Genomic DNA, 21011 nt, shown 5'->3' with positions numbered 1-21011 from the left:
TTACGAATACTTTTTGGTCCGCCGCGTCGGTGCCGTGTTCGCCGGATCGTCCGGCCAGACATGTTTGGGATAGCGCCCTTTCATCTCTTTTTGCACGTCGCGATACGAACCCTGCCAGAACGCAGCCAAATCCTGGGTTATCTGCAACGGTCGCTGCGCGGGGGACAAGAGCTCCAGAACCAGCGGCACGCGGCCCTCGGCGATGGTCGGCGTACGGGCCTCGCCAAACATCTCCTGCATTCTGACCGCCAGCGCCGGCGGATTATCGTCGTGATAACGAATGGCTATCCGGCTTCCCGTCGGCACAGTGTAATGTGTGGGTAACGAACTCACCAGACGAAGCTGTAGGGAATAATCCAGTAACCCGCTCAATGCCTGGTGAACATCCAGCGATTTCAGGTCGCGCAGCGAATGAACGCCGCTCATATGCGGCAGCAGCCAGTTCTCCAGCGTGGCCAGTAATGTCCTGTCGTCCACCGCAGGCCAGTCATACTCTGGCAGCCATTTCGCCGCACAGTGCAGGCGTAACCGCAGTTGTTCTGCCGCAGGTGTCCAGTTGAGCACGCTCAGGCCTTTATCGCGGATGCCGTTAAGCATCGCCAGATGCAGTTCTTCTTCGGACGGTTTTGCCAACGGCTGGACTTTGACCGTCAACTCCCCGACTCGCAGTCTGCGCCAGGCTTTCAGCGTCCCTTGCGCCTCATCCCACTCGATAGTATCAGACTGCTGTAACAACTCAGGACAACGCTGGATAAGCGCGTCGATATCGAGCGGCAGCGCCAGCAGGATCCGCGCATCCGGCGACGCGCTCCCCTGCAATAACAGAGGCGCAATCAGCCATTCGTGCCGCCCCAGCGCGTCATCGGCGTCCAGCGCCGCCCCCATGCCATTAGCCAGTTGATAACGCCCGTCCTGGCTGCGTCGACGCGCGATGCGATCGGCAAAGGCCTGGGCCAGCAACGGGGCGATGCGTGACGCATCCGCTTCGCCGTTGCGAACATTCAGACGTTTGAGAAGTTGCTGACTACGCAGCTCCCAGGCAGGCTGATGGCGGGAAAACGCCACGCCGAGATCGGTATTGCCCATCCGCGGTGGCTCCTCAAGAACCGCCGCCAGCTTTGCCGCCGTGGCCGCATCGTCGGGTGTGGAAGCACTGACTAACATCGCGGCCAGCCGCGGATCGTTACCCAACGCCGCCATTTTTTGCCCCGTCACACTGAGCTGCTCGCCGTCCAGCGCCCCCAGCAGGTACAGTAATCGTTTCGCTGCCTGTAAATTGACTGCGGGCGGGAGATCCAGCCAGGTGAGTTGCGCGGGATCGCGACATCCCCACTGCAACAGTTCCATCAGCAAACCAGAGAGATCGCTGTGCAAAATTTCAGGTTCCCCTTGCGCTGCTGCGCGTTCCGCCTGCTCTTTGGCAATCAGATGCAAGCAGATACCCGGCTCCAGACGCCCGGCACGCCCGGCGCGCTGGGTCATGGAAGCATGACTGATGCGCTGGGTGATAAGCCGGGTCAACCCGGTGCGCGCGTCAAACCGCGCCACCCGCTCCTGCGCGCAATCAACCACCAGGCGAATCCCCTCAATGGTCAGACTGGTCTCCGCAATGTTGGTCGCCAGCACAACTTTACGCATGCCTTGCGGAGCAGGCAAAATCGCTTTGCGCTGATCGCTTAGCGACAGTGCGCCATAGAGCGGACACAGCAGTACATCGCTGCCGACTCGCGTACTCAATTGCTCCTGTACGCGCAGAATCTCCCCGACGCCAGGTAAAAAAAGCAGCAGCGAGCCGGGCTCTTTGCGCAGCAGTTCGGCGCAGGCAACCGCCACGGCTTCGTCGAAACGCAACTGCGGCGCCAGCGGCTGATAACGGCGCTCAACGGGAAAGGCTCGCCCTTCAGAAACAATCACCGGCGCATCCGGCAGGCACTGTTGCAGGCGATCGTTATCCAGCGTGGCGGACATGATCAACAGCCTGAGGTCGTCGCGCAGCCCTTGCTGTACGTCCAGCAGCAGCGCCAGCGCAAGATCCGCCTGCAAACTGCGTTCATGAAATTCGTCGAGGATCACCAGTCCCACGCCGCTGAGCTCCGGATCGCGCTGGATCATTCGCGTCAGTACCCCTTCGGTGACCACTTCAAGCCGCGTTGCAGGCCCAACGCAGGATTGCGCCCGCATCCGGTAACCGACCGTCTCTCCGGGCTTTTCATCGAGCAGTTCGGCAAGCCTTTGTGCCACGTTACGCGCCGCCAGACGACGCGGCTCCAGCAGGATAATCCGTCCTTCGATACCCTTATGCGCCAGAAACTGTAGCGGCAACCAGGTTGACTTACCGGCTCCCGTCGGCGCGCTCAGCAGTACCTGTGGCGCAGAATCCAGGGCAGTAAGCAATTCAGGCAGTACAGCAGCAACAGGTAACGACGTCACAAATGGCTCCAGAGGGTTAACATTCTTCGCGCCGCATTGTAGCATCGCGTTAATTCATAACCGAGTACCTAAGATGTCTGAGCCGAAACGGCTGTTTTTTGCCATCGAACTGCCCGCCACGGTACGTGAGCAACTTATCTCGTGGCGGGCGGCTAATTTCCTCCCGGAGGCGGGGCGCCCCGTCGCGGCCGAGAACCTGCATTTAACGCTGGCGTTTTTAGGCGATGTGAGCGCTGACAAACAACAGGCGCTGATTGCCCTTGCCGGTCGCATTCGTCAGCCCGGGTTTACGCTCAGTCTGGATGATGCCGGACAGTGGTTACGCTCTCGCGTAGTCTGGCTGGGGACGCGTCAGTCCCCGCGCGGGCTGTTGCAACTGGCAAATATTCTGCGGGCCCAGGCGGCGCGCAGCGGGTGTTATCAAAGTCCGCAGCCGTTTCATCCACACGTGACGCTACTGCGCGACGCCAGTCACGCCGTGGCGATCCCGCCGCCTGGCTTTTGCTGGTCATTTCCGGTGACGGAATTTGCCCTGTATGCGTCCTCTTTTTCCCGAGGACGCACGCGTTACGCCAAACTTCAGCGCTGGACGCTCACCGAATAATCAAGGACATGCGCGATGCAATTTACTCCCCCTCTCCAGCGCGCGACGCTGGTTCAGCGATATAAACGCTTTTTAGCCGATGTGATCACACCTGACGGGACTGAACTCACGCTACACTGCCCCAATACCGGGGCGATGACGGGGTGTGCAACGCCCGGTGATACGGTCTGGTATTCGACGTCGGAGAATATCAAACGCAAATATCCACACACCTGGGAATTAACCCAAACCCAGACGGGCGCGTTAATTTGTGTTAATACGCTATGGGCTAACAGACTGACGAAAGAGGCCATTGAACAGGGACGAGTTTCAGAACTTTCAGGTTATTCCACGCTGAAAAGCGAAGTAAAATACGGCGCCGAACGGAGCCGCATTGATTTTATGTTACAGGCAGATTCACGGCCTGACTGCTATATTGAAGTGAAATCGGTAACGTTAGCGGAAAAGGATTTTGGTTATTTTCCCGATGCCATCACTGAACGAGGTCAGAAACATCTTCGGGAACTGATGAGCGTAGCGGCTGAGGGCAAACGCGCAGTGATTTTCTTTGCCGTCCTGCACTCCGCCATTACACGGTTTTCACCCGCGCGCCATATTGACGCGAAATATGCGCAACTATTGTTCGAAGCACAGCGTAAGGGGGTAGAAATTCTGGTTTATAAAGCGGAACTTTCTGCCGATAGTATGACTCTGATAGAGCCATTAACTGTCACTTTATAGTGTTGTAAACAATTGGTTATTTAGTATTCTGGTCGCGTGCGCAAATACGCTTTTCCTCACAGGGTTGTCAAGTGTTACGTTTAGTTAATTGCTATCCGGAAAAGCATCTGCTATTTATAGCGACCTGATTTTTCCCCCGAACATGGGGATCGATAGTGCGTGTTAAGGAGAAGCAACATGCAAGAAGGGCAAAACCGTAAAACATCGTCCCTGAGTATTCTCGCCATCGCTGGGGTGGAGCCGTACCAGGAGAAACCGGGCGAAGAGTATATGAACGAAGCCCAGCTGTCGCACTTCAGGCGTATTCTTGAAGCATGGCGTAATCAACTTAGGGATGAAGTCGATCGCACCGTTACTCATATGCAGGATGAAGCTGCCAACTTCCCGGACCCGGTAGACCGTGCCGCACAGGAAGAAGAGTTCAGCCTCGAACTGCGTAACCGTGACCGTGAGCGCAAACTGATCAAAAAGATCGAGAAAACGCTGAAGAAGGTTGAAGACGAAGATTTCGGCTACTGCGAATCCTGCGGTGTAGAAATTGGTATTCGTCGCCTGGAAGCGCGTCCAACAGCCGATCTGTGCATCGACTGCAAAACGCTGGCTGAAATTCGCGAAAAACAAATGGCTGGCTAAGGCCTGGCGTTTGAAACGTTTACAACAGGCGGGGCTTTCCCCGCCTGTTCATTTTTACGCAAAGATGACTGACTCACACTACATTGGCCGATTCGCCCCGTCACCTTCTGGTGAACTGCACTTTGGCTCCCTCATTGCTGCGCTGGGCAGTTACTTACAGGCTCGCGCCCGTCAGGGAATATGGCGAGTACGTATAGAAGATATTGATCCTCCTCGTGAAGTTCCCGGTGCCGCAGACACGATTCTGCGTCAACTGGAACATTACGGCCTGCACTGGGATGGCGACATTTTATGGCAGTCACAGCGCCATGACGCCTACCGCGACGCGCTCGCCTGGTTATACGACCGGGGGCTGAGCTACTACTGCACCTGTACCCGTGCGCGCGTCCAGAGCATTGGCGGAATTTATGATGGTCACTGCCGCGAGTTGCATAACGGACCGGCGCAAGCGGCGGTTCGTATCAAACAGCAGCATCCCGTCACCCGTTTTTACGATCGACTTCGCGGTGACATTCAGGCTGACGAACGTCTGGCGAGAGAAGATTTTATTATCCATCGCCGTGATGGACTGTTCGCCTATAACCTGGCGGTGGTGGTGGACGATCACTTTCAGGGTGTCAGCGAAATCGTGCGCGGCGCCGATTTGATAGAACCGACGGTACGACAAATCTCGCTGTACCAGCAGTTCGGCTGGACGCCTCCGGACTATATTCATCTGCCGCTGGCGCTCAATGAACAAGGCGCTAAACTGTCCAAACAGAATCATGCCCCTGCCTTGCCGCAAGGCGATCCGCGTCCCGTTCTCATGGACGCGCTGCGCTTTCTTGGGCAGCAGGGTGATGTGCCGTGGCAGGAGATGCGCGTCGACGAGATCCTGGCATCCGCCGTGGCAAACTGGACGCTTTCGACGGTACCTGAATCGGCGATTGTAAATCCGGCATTCTCAAATACGTCGTGCTGAGCTATGATTAGCCGCTATTTTTACACAGCAAATGATTTGAACTGAATTCTGAATATTGTTTGACACTACCGAGGTGCACTATTTTTACCCGAGTCGCTAATTTTTGCCGCAAGGTGCTAAGCCGCGAAGAGAGCGAGGCCGAAATTGCCGTCGCCCGTCCGCGTATGACGGTCATCCCGCGCGAGCAGCACGCTATTTCACGCAAAGATATCAGTGAAAATGCCCTGAAGGTAATGTACAGGCTGAATAAAGCGGGATACGAAGCCTGGCTGGTTGGCGGAGGCGTCCGCGACCTTCTGCTTGGCAAAAAACCGAAAGATTTTGACGTCACGACCAATGCGACGCCAGACCAGGTGCGCAAACTGTTCCGTAACTGCCGTCTTGTAGGTCGCCGTTTCCGTCTGGCGCACGTCATGTTTGGCCCGGAAATTATTGAAGTCGCCACCTTTCGTGGTCATCACGAAGGCAGCGAAAGCGACCGTACCACGTCCCAACGCGGACAAAACGGTATGCTGCTGCGCGACAACATTTTCGGCTCCATCGAAGAAGACGCCCAGCGTCGTGACTTCACCATTAACAGCCTTTATTACAGCGTCGCGGATTTTACCGTTCGCGACTATGTCGGCGGCATGCAGGATCTGGAAGATGGTGTGATTCGCCTGATCGGCAATCCGGAAACCCGCTACCGCGAAGATCCGGTGCGGATGCTTCGCGCCGTGCGTTTCGCAGCGAAGCTCGACATGAAGATTAGCCCGGAAACGGCAGAGCCGATCCCGCGCCTGGCCACGCTGCTCAACGATATCCCGCCCGCGCGCCTGTTCGAAGAGGCGTTGAAGCTATTGCAGGCGGGCTACGGCTATGAGACCTATAAAAAACTGCGCGAATACAGCCTGTTCCAGCCACTGTTCCCGACCATCACTCGTTATTTCACCGAGAATGGCGACAGCGCAATGGAACGCATCATCGCGCAGGTGCTGAAAAATACCGATAACCGCATCCATAACGACATGCGCGTTAACCCGGCTTTCCTGTTTGCCGCGATGTTCTGGTATCCGCTGCTGGAAATGGCGCAGAAAATCGCCCAGGAAAGCGGTCTGGCTTACTATGACGCGTTCGCGCTGGCGATGAATGAAGTGCTGGATGAGGCTTGCCGTTCGCTGGCGATCCCGAAACGTCTTACCTCGCTGACGCGCGATATCTGGCAGTTGCAACTGCGGATGTCCCGTCGCCAGGGTAAGCGCGCGTGGAAGCTGATGGAACATCCGAAATTCCGCGCCGCATATGATTTACTCGCCCTGCGTGCCGAAGTGGAAAACAATGCCGAGCTGCAGCGTCTGGCGCAGTGGTGGGGCGAATTCCAGGTTTCTGCACCACCAGAGCAAAAAGGCATGCTGAACGAGCTGGATGAAGATCCGTCACCGCGCCGTCGCCACCGTCGTCCGCGCAAGCGCGCGCCGCGTCGTGAAGGAACGGCATGACCCTCGTTTATATCGCGCTGGGCAGCAATCTGGCCTCTCCTCTGGAGCAGGTCAATGCTGCCGTCAACGCGATACGTGAGCTCCCTGAAAGCCGAGTCGTTGCCGTCTCTTCCTTTTACCGAACCCCGCCGCTGGGTCCGCAGGATCAGCCCGATTACCTGAACGCCGCCGTGGCGCTGGAAACGACGCTTGAGCCAGAAACATTGCTCGATCACACCCAGCGCATTGAACTTCAGCAAGGCCGGGTACGTAAAGCCGAACGCTGGGGACCACGCACGTTAGATCTGGACATCATGTTGTTTGGCGATCGCATCATCAACAGCGAGCGGTTAACCGTGCCGCACTACGACATGAAAAACCGTGGTTTTATGCTCTGGCCGCTGTTTGAAATCGCCCCTGACCTGCACTTCCCTGACGGCATCTCACTGCAACAGGTACTCACTCACCTCGGCGCAGAAAAACCCGCTCGCTGGTAATCACGCGCGTCTTTCCTCACGTTTGTTCTTTTCACACCTGGCTGCTGCTTAAATCAATTGCCCCACTGAATGTGACTGTTAAAATGCCGGTAAATATGACGTTCACCATCAGGAAATGTTATGAAACCGACCACCATCTCACTGTTGCAGAAGTGCAAACAAGAGAAAAAACGCTTCGCCACCATTACTGCCTATGACTACAGCTTCGCCAGACTGTTTGCCGACGAAGGGATCAATGTGATGCTGGTCGGAGATTCCCTGGGGATGACGGTGCAAGGGCATGACTCCACCCTGCCGGTTACCGTTGAAGATATCGCTTACCACACGCGTGCGGTGCGTCGCGGCGCGCCGAATTGCCTGCTGCTCGCCGATCTGCCGTTTATGGCTTATGCGACGCCGGAACAGGCCTTTGAAAATTCGGCCATCGTCATGCGCGCGGGCGCGAACATGGTCAAGATTGAAGGCGGCGCCTGGCTGGTAGATACCGTGAAAATGCTCACCGAGCGCGCGGTACCCGTCTGCGGACACTTAGGGTTGACGCCACAGTCGGTCAATATCTTTGGTGGCTATAAAATTCAGGGCCGTGGCGATGCCGGACAGGTTTTGCTGGACGATGCCCTGGCGCTGGAAGCCGCAGGCGCGCAACTCATTGTGCTGGAATGCGTCCCGGTTGAGTTGGCCAGGCGCGTGACTGACGCGCTTTCCATTCCGGTCATCGGCATCGGTGCCGGTAACGTCACCGACGGACAAATCTTAGTGATGCACGACGCCTTTGGCATCACCGGCGGCCATATTCCGAAATTTGCCAAAAATTTCCTTACGGAAGCAGGCGACATGCGCGCCGCGGTACGGCAGTATATTGCCGAGGTTGAGTCCGGCGTCTATCCGGGCGAAGAACACAGTTTCCATTAAGGAGTCTTGTTGTGCTGATTATTGAAACCCTGCCACTGCTGCGTCAGCATATCCGCAGAGCCCGTCAGGAAGGTAAGCGCATTGCGCTGGTGCCGACGATGGGCAACCTGCATGATGGTCACATGAAGCTGGTTGATGAAGCGAAAGCCCGTGCGGACATCGTGGTAGTGAGTATTTTCGTTAACCCGATGCAGTTTGACCGTCCGGACGATCTGGTGCGCTACCCGCGCACGCTGCAGGAAGACTGCGAAAAACTGAACAAGCGTAAAGTGGATTTCGTCTTTGCCCCCGCGCCGGACCAAATCTATCCCCAGGGCACCGACGGGCAGACGTACGTTGATGTCCCCGGCCTCTCGACGATGCTGGAAGGCGCTAGCCGTCCGGGTCATTTCCGTGGTGTTTCAACCATCGTCAGCAAGCTGTTCAATCTGGTACAGCCGGACGTCGCTTGCTTTGGCGAGAAGGACTTCCAGCAACTGGCGCTGATCCGCAAAATGGTTGCCGATATGGGCTACGACATCGACATCGTCGGTGTACCGATTATTCGCGCCAAAGACGGTTTAGCCCTGAGTTCGCGTAACGGTTATCTGACGGCCGAACAACGTAAAATCGCCCCCGGTTTGTACAAAGTGATGAGCCGCATCGGTGAAAAGTTGCAGGCCGGCGAGCGTGAACTGGAAGAGATTATTGCCATCGCTGAACAGGAATTGACGGAAAAAGGCTTCCGCCCCGATGATATTCAGATCCGCGATGCTGACACGCTGCTTGAACTGACCGAAAGCAGCCAGCGTGCCGTGATTCTGGTTGCCGCATGGCTCGGCCAGGCACGGTTAATCGACAATCAGACGGTTGCATTAACCCAGTAGACAGGGGTTAAAAATCAGGCAATACTGCCTGAGAAAATTCTCAAAGCAGGTTTCGACCTGCTTCGTTAACAACTGAACACACTCGGAATGACTCAGGCGCTCCCAATACAGAGGCGGCCTGAATGATGAAGAGTCTTTAAGGTAGACGTTATGATTCGCACAATGCTGCAGGGCAAACTCCACCGCGTGAAAGTGACTCAGGCGGACCTGCACTATGAAGGTTCCTGCGCCATCGATCAGGATTTCCTGGATGCCGCTGGGATCCTCGAAAATGAAGCCATTGATATCTGGAACGTGAGCAACGGCAAGCGTTTCTCCACCTATGCCATTGCCGCCGAGCGCGGCTCCAGAATCATCTCCGTCAACGGCGCGGCGGCACACTGTGCCAGCGTGGGCGATATTGTGATCATCGCCAGCTTCGTCACCATGTCTGACGAAGAAGCTCGCCGCTGGCAGCCGAAGGTCGCTTACTTCGAAGGCGACAACGAAATGAAACGCACCGCGAAAGCGATTCCGGTTCAGGTTGCGTAAGCGAACTACCCCTGCGGCTGATTGCTGATCAGCCGCGACATGGTTTCCAGTGAGTCCGTCCTTAAGATGTATAACCGTTTGAGTAAGAACGGATTATCCCCCGGTTTTACCTTCCCTTTCACCGTGGTCACCGCCAGGTGAAATCCAGCCTCTTCTGCCGCTTTCACTGCCGTCGCGTTATAACTGCCAAACGGATATGAAAGATAGAGCACGTGCGGATTAAACGGGGCCAGCGCGCGCCGGGAGCGTTCAAAATCATACAGAATATTATGATGGCTGCGGCTGAGCAGGATTGGGCGACGATTGCCATCGACCCGATGCAAAAAGTGCGTATGGGACTGAAAATCAAACACATCGCGGATGCCGTTGAGTTCTGAAATACTCATAAACTGCAGCGATTTGGGATCCCATTTTTGCGGACGAACTTTAATTCTCGACGAGATAATAAAGGCCGTGGCCTTCATCCCATACTGCTTCAGTACCGGATAGGCATAGCGGCTCACCGACTTCAGGCCGTCATCAAAGGTAATCACCACCGCCCGCGCAGGCAGATTCAATTTATTGCGCACATAACCTTCCAGTTGAGTCATCGTCAGCGTGCTGTAACCGCGATCGCGCAGCCAGGTCATCTGGTTGCTGAAGGCGCGGACTGACGTGGTGGTGGAAGTATGACGAAAGCGCGTGTTCTCTTCATCGCGCAGAATATGGTGATAGGTCAGCACCGGCAGCCCGCGATCTTCCTGGGCGTCGAGCGCGCTTATCCAGGCCAGTCGGTCACCAATACGGATCTGATACCAGGTTTGATTCAGCCGATCTTTGAGCTTACTGATGATGGGATAACGCAGGTTATCCGCCAGTACGCCAAACGGCGCGCTGCCAACGTTCGGCGCATTATAGACGGGGGTGGCTTGCCAGGTGATCAGATTCTGGTTGCTGAGCGGTTTGTTGAGATCGCCGAGGCTGTCCTCAACGCGCTGTTTACCCTGCACCGGTTCCAGATGCCCCTTGTCGATAAACCCGGTGCCGAAGCCAAATTTGAATTCGTAATAGTCAGCAGCGACCGGAATGACAGAAATAATCTGTCCGGCGCGAATATTTCCCACGGTCACCATGTCATCACCAATTTGCGCCCAAATAGCCGCATCTTCCGTGGTTTGCATATAGCGAGCAGGCAACGCCGCGCTGACTACTGTAGAGAGGGACAGCAGCAGCAGGAACAGATATTTCATCATTAACGATAACCGGGGCAAGAAACAACGCAACGATTGTACCAATTCATCTCATTAATAAGAATGATTAATACTCATACAAATCGTGCAGCAGAACAAAGGGGGGATTTTTCTGTTGCTGATGCCAAAGGCTGGTAACTTCTGGCCCGCCGAGGGCAACAATCTGGTCGCGAAACGCCGGACTACTCATTGATTCTCGTGATGAGATCATATTCCCCAGCAGCGTCGCATTAACGCCGGAGATCACTTCACACTGCGGATGTTTATGGCTCATCAATGACGCCACGCGATACGGCGCCGCACCGGGGAGATCGGTCAGAAAGATGACGCCATCACCGGAATCTGTGGCATGCAGGGCGTCACACATCATCCGACTCAGCATGTTCGCGCTCAACCCACGCCAAAAATTCACCGCCCGGCATTGCGCCAGCGGGCCGTGTTTTTTTTCCAGAAGGCTCAGGAGTTCCTCAGCCTTATCGTCATGACAGGTAATGACCCAACCTAGCATTTCTCACCTCATTAGCAGGCAAGTAGTTTATCAGTGTAACAAATGGAGAATGATGACAATGGTCAAAAATCGCCCTCTCCTCACGCGGAGGAGAGGATAAAAACGCTCAGCTACGCAACCCGCGTCCGCGCTGGATTAAGGACCAGCACAGCAGATAGAACGCCACAATAAAGACAACCAGCACGCCAAACGTGGTCACCAGCGGCACGTCGTGAATGCCGAGGAAGCCGTAGCGGAAGCCGCTTATCATGTAGACGATCGGGTTTAACTGCGATAAGCCCTGCCAGAACGGCGGCAGCAGCGTCAGAGAATAGAACACCCCGCCAAGATAGGTCAGCGGCGTCAGCACAAAGGTCGGAATCAGGCTGATATCGTCAAAAGTTTTCGCGAACACGGCATTCAACAGGCCCGCCAGCGAAAACAGAATCGCCGTCAGAACCAGCGTCAACGCAACAAACAGCCACGAATGCACCTGGAACGGAACAAAGAACAGCGAAATGGCCGTCACCAGAATCCCGACACACAGTCCGCGCGCTACGCCACCGCCGACAAAACCGGCGATGATCACGTGCGTGGGCACCGGCGCAACCAGCAGTTCTTCGATGTTGCGCTGAAACTTAGCGCTAAAGAACGAGGACGCGACGTTAGCATAGGCGTTGGTGATCACCGCCATCATGATCAGACCCGGCACGATGAACTGCATATAGCTGAAACCGTGCATCTCGCCAATGCGGGAGCCAATCAGGTTACCGAAGATAATAAAATAGAGCGTCATGGTGATGACGGGCGGCACCAGCGTCTGGATCCAGATCCGCATAAAGCGGTTGATCTCTTTCGCCCAGATGCTTTTAAGCGCGACCCAGTAAAGCTGCATCATGTGCGATCTCCTTGTTTTTCATGAACCAGTGACACAAACAGCTCTTCAAGGCGGTTCGCTTTGTTACGCATACTCAGTACCTGAATGCCCTGCGCGCTAAGCTGGCTGAACACGCTATTAATTCCTTGCTCACGCAGCACTTCGACTTCCAGCGTTGAGGTATCTACCAGCCGATACTGATAGCCCTCCAGCTTCGGCAGCGGACTTTTCGCTGCCAGATCGAGAATAAAGGTTTCAGATTTGAGCTTAGAGAGCAGATTTTTCATCGAGGTGTTTTCGACCAGCTCGCCGTGCTGAATAATCCCGATGTTGCGGCAGAGCATTTCCGCCTCTTCCAGGTAGTGAGTCGTCAGAATGATCGTGGTGCCTTTGTCGTTTAAATCCTTCAAAAAGCCCCACATTGAGCGGCGAAGTTCGATATCAACACCTGCTGTCGGTTCATCGAGAATCAGCAGCTTCGGCTCGTGCATCAGCGCACGAGCAATCATCAGACGTCGCTTCATCCCACCGGATAACATCCGTGCACGTTCGTTGCGTTTTTCCCACAGATCGAGCTGTTTTAAATACTTTTCGCTGCGCTCGATCGCTTCTTTTCGCTCCACGCCGTAGTAGCCCGCCTGATTGACCACGATCTGCTGCACGGTCTCAAACGGGTTGAAGTTAAATTCCTGCGGCACCAGTCCCAACTGACGTTTGGCGTTAACGACATCTTTTTCGAGATCGTAGCCAAAGACGCTGACGCGCCCGGAAGATTTGTTCACCAGCGAGCTGATGATACCGATAGTGGTCGACTTTCCTGCCCCGTTCGGTCCCAGAAGCGCGTAAAAATCACCCGCCTCGACCTGTAAATCTATCCCGCGCAACGCCTGAACGCCGCCAGGATAAGTTTTTTTAAGTTGTTGAAGTTCCAGTGCAATGGTCATAAATTTTTACTTACCTTACGTTCTTACACTTTATATGTGGTTTAAATAATCCCGGAGTTGCCCTATATTAGCCCAACGCACTTATTTGGTTACAGGTCGTTAACCTCCATGAAAGACATAGATACACTCATCAGCAACAATGCACTATGGTCAAAAATGCTGGTGGAAGAGGATTCCGGATTTTTTGAGAAACTGGCGCAAGCGCAGAAACCACGCTTTCTATGGATTGGATGTTCCGACAGTCGCGTTCCCGCAGAACGTTTAACCGGTCTTGAACCGGGCGAATTATTTGTCCACCGTAATGTGGCCAACCTGGTCATCCACACAGACCTCAACTGCCTCTCCGTTGTTCAGTATGCCGTTGATGTCCTCGAAGTTGAACACATTATTATCTGTGGTCACTACGGGTGTGGCGGCGTACAGGCGGCGGTCGATAACCCGGAACTGGGCCTCATCGACAACTGGCTGCTGCATATCCGTGATATCTGGTTCAAACATAGCTCATTGCTTGGCGATATGCCGCAAGAGCGTCGTATGGATACGCTGTGTGAGCTGAACGTGATGGAACAGGTGTACAACCTGGGCCACTCCACCATCATGCAGTCAGCCTGGAAACGGGGTCAGAAAGTGACCATCCACGGCTGGGCATACGGTATTCACGATGGTCTGCTGCGCGATCTGGAAGTAACCGCGACCAGTCGCGCCACCCTGGAGCAGCGCTATCGCCAGGGCGTTTCTAACCTCAGCCAGAAACACGTCAACCACAAATAAAAATCCCCGGTCATGCACCGGGGACGTATCCAGTCAATGCCGGGATTTTCCCGGCTTTTTTACGCTTACTCGTCCAGCAGCACCACTTTGCCGACATACGGCAGATGGCGATAGCGCTGAGCGTAGTCAATACCGTAGCCCACCACGAACTCATCCGGGATGGAGAAACCGATGAACTCGACCGGGACGTTAACTTCACGGCGAGAGGGTTTATCCAGCAGGGTGCAAATCGCCAGAGATTTCGGTTCACGCAGGCTCAGAATTTCACGCACTTTCGACAGCGTGTTGCCGGAGTCGATAATGTCTTCCACAATCAGCACGTCTTTGCCGCGAATGTCTTCATCGAGATCTTTGAGGATCTTGACGTCTCGGGTGGTGGACATGCCGCTACCGTAGCTGGAGGCGGTCATAAAATCGACTTCATGAGATACCTGCACTTCACGGCACAGATCCGCCATAAACATAAATGAGCCACGCAGCAGACCAACCAGCACCATGTCACTGCCGCTGTCTTTGTAACGTTCAGTAATCTGACGACCCAGTTCGGCAATCCGCGCTTTGATCTCCGCTTCGGGGATCATTACTTCTACAGTATGTTTCATAACTCTAACCATATGATTTAAAAACAAATCACTCAATGCCTGCTTCTACCGGAACAGCATCGAAGTGCAAGGCATGCAGTATACCAGTAAAAGTATTTATTCGCGGCATCTCTTAATAAAGCTCATTTTGTGATGACGATCACACTTGTTAAATCCTATAATTAATTGCTACTAAAAAATTAACAAATTGAGATGGTGTATTTTTATGGCAGATAACAACGCACGTTCACCGCGACTCCTCGTGGTGTTAACGGCCCTCTTTGCAGCGCTTAGCGGGTTGTATCTCCTGATCGGCGGAGGCTGGCTGGTCGCCATTGGCGGCTCCTGGTACTATCCGATCGCCGGTCTTGTCATGCTGGGTGTCGCCGTTATGCTCTGGCGCAGTCAGCGTTCCGCACTGTGGCTCTACGCCGCCCTGCTCCTCGCAACCCTGCTCTGGGGCGTCTGGGAAGTCGGCTTCGACTTTTGGGCACTCACGCCGCGCAGTGACATCCTGGTCTTCTTCGGCATCTGGCTGATTTTACCGTTTGTCTGGCATCGCCTGATTGTTCCTTCCCGTGGTGCCGTAGCGGCACTGGTGGTGGCCCTGCTGATTAGCGGAGGGATCCTGACCTGGGCAGGCTTCCATGACCCACAGGAAATCAACGGCACCCTGAGCGCAGACACCACTCCGGCCGACGCTATCTCCACTATCTCCGACAACGACTGGCCGGCGTATGGTCGTAATCAGGAAGGTCAACGCTTCTCGCCGCTCAAGCAGATCAACGCCGACAATGTCCACAACCTGAAAGAGGCGTGGGTGTTCCGCACCGGTGACCTGAAGCAGCCTAACGATCCTGGTGAGATAACCAATGAAGTCACGCCGATTAAAGTCGGCGATACGCTGTATCTCTGTACCGCCCACCAGCGTCTGTTCGCGCTTGATGCGGCCACCGGGAAAGAGAAGTGGCATTTCGATCCGCAACTGAATACCAACACCAGCTTCCAGCACGTTACCTGCCGTGGCGTGTCGTATCATGAAGCGAAAGCCGATAATGCCTCACCAGAAGTCATTGCCGACTGTCCGCGCCGCATCATCCTGCCGGTGAACGATGGTCGTCTGTTTGCGGTGAATGCGGAAACCGGCAAGCTGTGCGAAACCTTTGCCAACAAAGGTATTCTGAATCTGCAAACCAATATGCCGGACACGACGCCGGGGCTGTATGAGCCAACGTCACCGCCCATCATCACCGATAAAACCATCGTGATTGCCGGTTCGGTTACCGATAACTTCTCCACGCGCGAAACCTCGGGTGTGATCCGCGGTTTTGACGTCAATAACGGCACGCTACTGTGGGCCTTCGATCCGGGTGCGAAAGACCCGAATGCCATCCCGTCCGACGAACACGCGTTTACCTTTAACTCGCCCAACTCCTGGGCCCCGGCGGCTTATGACGCGAAGCTGGATCTGGTCTATCTGCCGATGGGCGTGACCACACCGGATATCTGGGGCGGTAACCGCACGCCGGAGCAGGAACGCTATGCCAGTTCGATTGTGGCGCTGAACGCCACCACCGGTAAGCTTGCCTGGAGCTATCAGACCGTACACCACGACCTGTGGGATATGGACATGCCGTCCCAGCCGACGCTGGCGGATATCACCGTCAAAGGTGAGAAAATACCGGTCATCTACGCGCCAGCCAAAACCGGTAACATCTTTGTTCTCGATCGCCGTAACGGCGAGCTGGTCGTTCCGGCCCCCGAGAAACCGGTTCCGCAGGGCGCCGCCAAAGGGGATTACGTCAGCAAAACGCAGCCGTTCTCTGAACTGAGTTTCCGGCCGAAAAAAGATCTGACCGGGGCGGATATGTGGGGCGCCACCATGTTCGACCAACTGGTGTGCCGCGTGATGTTCCACCAGATGCGCTATGAGGGCATCTTTACCCCGCCGTCTGAACAGGGCACGCTGGTGTTCCCGGGCAACCTCGGGATGTTCGAATGGGGCGGTATTTCGGTCGATCCCAACCGTCAGGTGGCGATAGCTAACCCGATGGCGCTGCCGTTCGTTTCTAAGCTGATCCCACGTGGTCCGGGTAATCCGATGGAACCGCCGAAAGATGCACAAGGCACGGGTAGCGAATCCGGTATTCAGCCACAGTACGGCGTGCCGTTTGGCGTCACGCTGAACCCGTTCCTGTCGCCGTTTGGTCTGCCGTGTAAGCAACCGGCCTGGGGGTATATCTCCGCGCTAGATCTGAAAACCAACGACGTGGTCTGGAAAAAACGCATTGGTACGCCGCAGGACAGCATGCCGTTCCCGATGCCGGTTCCGGTACCGTTCAATATGGGTATGCCAATGCTGGGCGGTCCTATCTCCACGGCAGGCAATGTGTTGTTCATTGCCGCCACGGCGGATAACTACCTGCGCGCTTACAACATGAGCAACGGCGAGAAACTGTGGCAGGGACGTCTACCAGCCGGTGGACAAGCCACGCCGATGACCTATGAGGTGAACGGCAAACAGTATGTCGTGATTTCGGCCGGAGGCCACGGCTCGTTTGGTACGAAGATGGGCGACTATATCGTGGCTTACGCGCTGCCTGACGACGCGAAGTAACGTAGTCTATTTTGTAGCAGAGACAGCGTGGAGACCCCACGCTGTCTTTTTTATGTTAGCGATTATCAAACGTATCATTCACACCGTCATTTTCACCCGCCGCAGAGACAACAACGTCATCAAAGCGCAAATGATTGACCGCCACAATACGGCCAAACTCTTTCGCCTCGATCCGGCAATGGCTAAACCGAATGTCCTCCATCGGTTTCTCCGCAAAGGCCACCAGATCAAACGCGCGCGCCGGTAAGCGATAATCCGCCGCCAGCGTGGCATCGACATGGCTGATACGGATATTACGCACTTTGGTCATCTGTAAATTCTCCGGGATCTGCCTCGCCACCGCCTGCCAGGCTTCGGGCAACTCAGCAATATTGTCGAACCGTTTGCGGTTATAGGCGTTGTGCCAGTCCATAATCCAGGAGAAAGGAAATTGCACATTACGCATCCGCAGGTTTTCCACGACCACATCTTCAACAAACCCGCCCCGCTCCTTCGACGACTTCATGCGCAGCCCGCAGTCAGAGTTTTCGAAGGTAATATCGTGTACGTAGACGTTACGTATACCGCCGCTGACTTCACTGCCCAGCGTCACGCCATAGCCCGAGCGAATCACACAGTGGTCAATTTCAATGTGTTCGGCGATCCGCCCCACCCGATACCCATCCCCATCGCGACCCGACTTGATCACGATGCAATCGTCGCCGCATGACACATCACATTGCGTGACGCGGACGTGGCTTGAGGAGTCAATGTCAATGCCGTCCGTGCTTGGCCCGTGGTTATCACGAATGGTGACCCCGCTGACGATTACGTTATCTGCATAGGTTATCTGTAAATTCCAGAACCCGGCACGCTCAAAGGTTAAATCGGTAATCGAGACATGCTCTGCTTTGTAAATCAGGCAGGCGCGCGGTCGCTTAATGAGATAGTCCGCAATCCAGCGCAGCCCTTTGTTATCATAATCAACCCGCAGACCGCTCGCTTTATCCGGGCCGCAGTAGAGATCCCACCAGTGGGCGCCCTGACCATCGATCCTGCCATGTCCTGAAATAGCAATGTTATTCACCTCAATGGCATTCACGATCGCCGCAGGCCACATCATCTCAACGCCTGCCACACGCGTCGGGATCTCCGGATAGTCGGCAATATCAGTCGACCCCAGTAGCGTCGCTCCCTGCGCGAAATGGAGTCGGCTGCCTTCCTTCAGGAATAACGAACCGACCAGGTAAGTTCCCGGAGAAATCACAACGGGAACCCCCTGTGCCGCCCCGCTATCGATGGCGCTTTGCAGCGCCCGGGTGTCTTTGACGAGACCATCGCCCCTTGCCCCAAAATCTTTGACATCAAGTTGTACGGACATGAATTCAATCCTTCTCTCTCATGGCGTGATGGGCTAATGCCACTGAATTTATTCAGCGTCGCTTCCCTTTCCCGCATTTATCCACAATTTAACGAATAGAGATATATCAAATAACGGCAGGAATCACCATTTACGAGGGTAACGATGTCTTATGCAGGTGAATGATAAATATGATGAATAATAAGAAAGAAGGGGAGGATTTTCAGAAAAGAATATTCAGGAAAAACAAAACGCCCGCAATAATCGCGGGCGCTTGTTGATATTCAGCAATAATGATCAGTCAAACTTCAGCGACATTAGCGACGCTTTTGCAACATCCTGATACTGATCAACTAAATCCTTCGTCATATTAAAGGCGACCTGGACGGCTTTATTGTCTTCGCTGGTAATCAGCATCAGATTCAGAATTTCACTGTCTGCGGCCTGGGAGCGGAAAGTCAGTAACCATGCTTTATGCCCGTCAACCGTAACCGATTCTGCCTCCGGTTTGTAGTTGGCTAACATTTTCAGCAACGCATCTTTCATCATATCCACCTGTGCGGCTGGCAGCGCGCTGCGGCCAGCAGTCACACCCAGAGAGACTTTACCTCTTTCATCGCCATAAATGATCTGTGGACGATTCTCGGACGGATACTTAATTTTCGCCATTTCAGCCGACATTGGCGTTAGCGTTTGCGGAATTTCAATGCTTAACTTCAGCTCAGGAAAGTTTTTACGCTCCATGTCCATTCCAGCATGGGCTGAAATCGCCACTAACATAGCAAAAGATGCTGCCACCATTTTACGGAAAATATCCATTTTTCACCTCAGAGTTCACGATTAGTTTGCGCAAGTATATCCGGTGACATCTGTAAAGATAACGACCAAAATCTATTTTCAGAGATTACAGATGAGAATGGTATTATTCCTATCTCTATTGGAGAGCGATATCCGAAAAAAACAGAATCGCCCTCCGTACCGCTTATACCGTAAAGCCTAACATCATTCCGGTATCTTCATGCTCCAGCAGGTGACAATGCGCCATATAGGCGTGTTCTTTCGGCGCAGCGTGTTCAAATTTTACTAACACCTCGCTAATGCCGCCTTCCACCCGAACGGTATCTTTCCAGCCCGTACGATGTGCTGCTGGTGTCTGACCATTCTCAGACAAAATACGGAACTGCGTGCCGTGAATATGGAACGGATGCAGCATCATATCGCCCACGCCAGAAATCACCCAGCGTTCAACCGTTCCTCTGCTCGCCGCAAACATCGGTTTGTTCATATCAAAAGCGATATCGTTAATCTTATTGGCATTGTGGAAATCAAATTGACCGCCGTGATTCATATGCCCCATGTCACCGTGCTGCATGTTGCCCATATGTCCCTGCATCTGCCCGTGCGACATCCCGCTCATCGCCTGGTCGCCGTACTTTTTCATCAGCGACTGCATTCCCATCATGTCGAGCATCGGGTCCATCGACAGTTGCAGATTACGCACCGTCAGCCCGTCAACAGAAGGCAACGCGGGCATTACGCTGAGAGTGTCCGGCAATGTACCAGAGGCGTTTACGGCAATCGGCTGAATACGCATGACCGGATGCGGCTTATCAAACGGCGCAATCGCCATCCCCATCTGACTAACCGGCAGAGTCAACAGATCAAACGGTTTACCGTCGCTGACGTCCACCAACACTTCAAAACGCTCGCCCATCAGCACGGGCAGTTCGTTGACTTTTACCGGTTCCGCCAGCAATCCACCGTCACTGGCAATGACGTACAATGGACGTTGATCGCTGGCAGCAAAATTGAGTGAACGGGCGTTACAGCCGTTGAGCAAACGCAGACGCAGCCAGCCACGCGGCGCAGCATGTTGAGGATAAAGGGCTCCGTTGGTCAGCAGCGTATCGCCAAACCAGCCTACGGCAGCCGCCATCACATCAAGCTGATAATCAATCTGCCCGGCAGCATTAAACCGTTTGTCCTGCACGATGACCGGTACATCGTCGATCCCCCACTGCTTCGGGAGCAGCAGCTTGTGAATCTCTTCATCCTCAATCAGAACCAGACCCGCTAAGCCCATTGCCACCTGACGCCCGGTTTTCCCATGTTGATGGGGGTGAAACCAGCAGGTCGCCGCCCGTTGTTGCGGCGTAAACGTGACGGTACGCTTCCCGCCCGCCGGGATAATCCCCTGCGGCCCGCCATCCACCTCGCCCGGCACTTCCAGTCCATGCCAGTGCAGCGTGGTCTCTTCATTAAGCTGGTTATGGATATCCACCGTTACCGCCTTGCCTTTTTGCAGCTTCAGCGCGGGCCCGAGCAGATTGCCATTATAGCCCCAGGTGGTTGCCGTTTTTCCAAAGAAGGTCGACTGGCCAGTCTTCGCCATCAGCGAGATATGGTTACGCGCGTCGGCGGTAAGCAGTTCGGGAATGGGTAGCGCGGGGCGTTCGGCGGCAAAGACGGCGCGGCTCCAGAGCGGTAAGGCTGACGACAGCCCCAGTGCCACAGAATATTTTAAGAAATCACGACGTTGCATAATTATTTCCTTA

At 54.6% G+C, this 21011-nt stretch carries 20 protein-coding genes; 11 read left to right on the top strand and 9 right to left on the bottom strand.

Going from position 1 to position 21011, the window contains the following annotated elements; all coding sequences use genetic code 11:
• Positions 1–2430 carry an ATP-dependent helicase HrpB gene (hrpB, locus tag ACERJC_RS18425; RefSeq protein ID WP_373672221.1) on the bottom strand — a complete coding sequence of 810 codons (2430 nt, stop codon included), beginning with the start codon at positions 2428–2430 and terminating at the stop codon, positions 1–3.
• A gap of 73 nt (positions 2431–2503) precedes the next feature.
• Between hrpB and thpR the strand changes: the two genes are divergently transcribed.
• The 9 genes from thpR (at position 2504) to panD (ending at position 9611) form a co-directional block, all read left to right on the top strand.
• Entirely contained in the window at positions 2504–3034 is a 531-nt protein-coding gene (gene thpR / locus ACERJC_RS18420) for an RNA 2',3'-cyclic phosphodiesterase (RefSeq protein WP_152405832.1), read from the top strand.
• Between the two features lie 15 nt (positions 3035–3049).
• Positions 3050–3754 carry a DNA/RNA nuclease SfsA gene (gene sfsA, locus ACERJC_RS18415; protein ID WP_178823176.1) on the top strand — a complete coding sequence of 235 codons (705 nt, stop codon included), beginning with the start codon at positions 3050–3052 and terminating at the stop codon, positions 3752–3754.
• Positions 3755–3931: 177 nt separating this feature from the next.
• Positions 3932–4387: an RNA polymerase-binding protein DksA gene (gene dksA, locus ACERJC_RS18410; protein WP_003829221.1), complete on the top strand. Its 456-nt coding sequence runs from the start codon at positions 3932–3934 to the stop codon at positions 4385–4387.
• Between the two features lie 64 nt (positions 4388–4451).
• The gene (gene gluQRS, locus ACERJC_RS18405) at positions 4452–5348 is read left to right on the top strand and encodes a tRNA glutamyl-Q(34) synthetase GluQRS (protein WP_373672239.1); all 897 of its coding nucleotides are present in this window, start codon (positions 4452–4454) and stop codon (positions 5346–5348) included.
• 80 nt (positions 5349–5428) lie between these two features.
• Positions 5429–6826, top strand: a complete 1398-nt coding sequence (gene pcnB / locus ACERJC_RS18400; RefSeq protein ID WP_205685287.1) for a polynucleotide adenylyltransferase PcnB — start codon at positions 5429–5431, stop codon at positions 6824–6826.
• Positions 6823–7302 carry a 2-amino-4-hydroxy-6-hydroxymethyldihydropteridine diphosphokinase gene (gene folK / locus ACERJC_RS18395; protein ID WP_152405834.1) on the top strand — a complete coding sequence of 160 codons (480 nt, stop codon included), beginning with the start codon at positions 6823–6825 and terminating at the stop codon, positions 7300–7302. The genes pcnB and folK overlap by 4 nt, the downstream gene beginning before the upstream one ends.
• A gap of 120 nt (positions 7303–7422) precedes the next feature.
• The gene (gene panB / locus ACERJC_RS18390) at positions 7423–8214 is read left to right on the top strand and encodes a 3-methyl-2-oxobutanoate hydroxymethyltransferase (RefSeq protein WP_152405835.1); all 792 of its coding nucleotides are present in this window, start codon (positions 7423–7425) and stop codon (positions 8212–8214) included.
• Positions 8215–8225: 11 nt separating this feature from the next.
• Positions 8226–9080: a pantoate--beta-alanine ligase gene (gene panC / locus ACERJC_RS18385; RefSeq protein WP_102602591.1), complete on the top strand. Its 855-nt coding sequence runs from the start codon at positions 8226–8228 to the stop codon at positions 9078–9080.
• A gap of 150 nt (positions 9081–9230) precedes the next feature.
• Positions 9231–9611: an aspartate 1-decarboxylase gene (gene panD / locus ACERJC_RS18380; protein WP_042323756.1), complete on the top strand. Its 381-nt coding sequence runs from the start codon at positions 9231–9233 to the stop codon at positions 9609–9611.
• A 5-nt stretch (positions 9612–9616) separates the two neighbouring features.
• Here panD and ACERJC_RS18375 read toward each other — a convergent pair whose 3' ends face one another.
• The 4 genes from ACERJC_RS18375 to ACERJC_RS18360 form a co-directional block, all read right to left on the bottom strand.
• Positions 9617–10843, bottom strand: coding sequence for a polysaccharide deacetylase family protein (locus tag ACERJC_RS18375; protein ID WP_187696629.1), 1227 nt, complete (start codon positions 10841–10843; stop codon positions 9617–9619).
• A 64-nt stretch (positions 10844–10907) separates the two neighbouring features.
• Complete coding sequence (locus tag ACERJC_RS18370) at positions 10908–11348, bottom strand: PTS sugar transporter subunit IIA (protein ID WP_373672220.1); 441 nt, start codon at positions 11346–11348, stop codon at positions 10908–10910.
• A gap of 106 nt (positions 11349–11454) precedes the next feature.
• Positions 11455–12225: an ABC transporter permease gene (locus ACERJC_RS18365; RefSeq protein ID WP_152405838.1), complete on the bottom strand. Its 771-nt coding sequence runs from the start codon at positions 12223–12225 to the stop codon at positions 11455–11457.
• Complete coding sequence (locus ACERJC_RS18360) at positions 12222–13148, bottom strand: ABC transporter ATP-binding protein (RefSeq protein WP_152405839.1); 927 nt, start codon at positions 13146–13148, stop codon at positions 12222–12224. Before ACERJC_RS18360 ends, ACERJC_RS18365 begins: the two co-directional genes overlap by 4 nt.
• A 108-nt stretch (positions 13149–13256) precedes the next feature.
• Here ACERJC_RS18360 and can point away from each other — a divergent pair, with 108 nt between their 5' ends.
• Entirely contained in the window at positions 13257–13919 is a 663-nt protein-coding gene (gene can, locus ACERJC_RS18355; protein ID WP_061076458.1) for a carbonate dehydratase, read from the top strand.
• Between the two features lie 65 nt (positions 13920–13984).
• Here can and hpt read toward each other — a convergent pair whose 3' ends face one another.
• Complete coding sequence (gene hpt / locus ACERJC_RS18350) at positions 13985–14521, bottom strand: hypoxanthine phosphoribosyltransferase (RefSeq protein WP_042997896.1); 537 nt, start codon at positions 14519–14521, stop codon at positions 13985–13987.
• 205 nt (positions 14522–14726) lie between these two features.
• On the opposite strand from hpt, the gene ACERJC_RS18345 reads away from it, so the two are divergent.
• Positions 14727–17117, top strand: a complete 2391-nt coding sequence (locus ACERJC_RS18345; RefSeq protein WP_373672219.1) for a glucose/quinate/shikimate family membrane-bound PQQ-dependent dehydrogenase — start codon at positions 14727–14729, stop codon at positions 17115–17117.
• A 55-nt stretch (positions 17118–17172) separates the two neighbouring features.
• Here the strand turns inward: ACERJC_RS18345 and ACERJC_RS18340 are convergent, their stop codons facing one another.
• From ACERJC_RS18340 to cueO, 3 genes are all read right to left on the bottom strand, one after another.
• On the bottom strand, positions 17173–18477 hold the full coding sequence (locus ACERJC_RS18340; RefSeq protein WP_373672218.1) for a glycoside hydrolase family 28 protein: 1305 nt from the start codon (positions 18475–18477) through the stop codon (positions 17173–17175).
• 276 nt (positions 18478–18753) lie between these two features.
• Positions 18754–19275 carry a hypothetical protein gene (locus ACERJC_RS18335; protein ID WP_152405842.1) on the bottom strand — a complete coding sequence of 174 codons (522 nt, stop codon included), beginning with the start codon at positions 19273–19275 and terminating at the stop codon, positions 18754–18756.
• A gap of 163 nt (positions 19276–19438) precedes the next feature.
• Positions 19439–20998 carry a multicopper oxidase CueO gene (gene cueO / locus ACERJC_RS18330; RefSeq protein ID WP_373672217.1) on the bottom strand — a complete coding sequence of 520 codons (1560 nt, stop codon included), beginning with the start codon at positions 20996–20998 and terminating at the stop codon, positions 19439–19441.
• Positions 20999–21011 lie beyond the last annotated feature (13 nt).

It is taken from the genome of Citrobacter telavivensis (assembly GCF_041807075.1).
In the GTDB taxonomy this organism is placed as follows: Bacteria; Pseudomonadota; Gammaproteobacteria; order Enterobacterales; family Enterobacteriaceae; genus Citrobacter_A; species Citrobacter_A telavivensis.
Note: the sequence above shows the minus strand (reverse complement) of the source record. Positions and strands in the feature narration are given on the sequence as shown.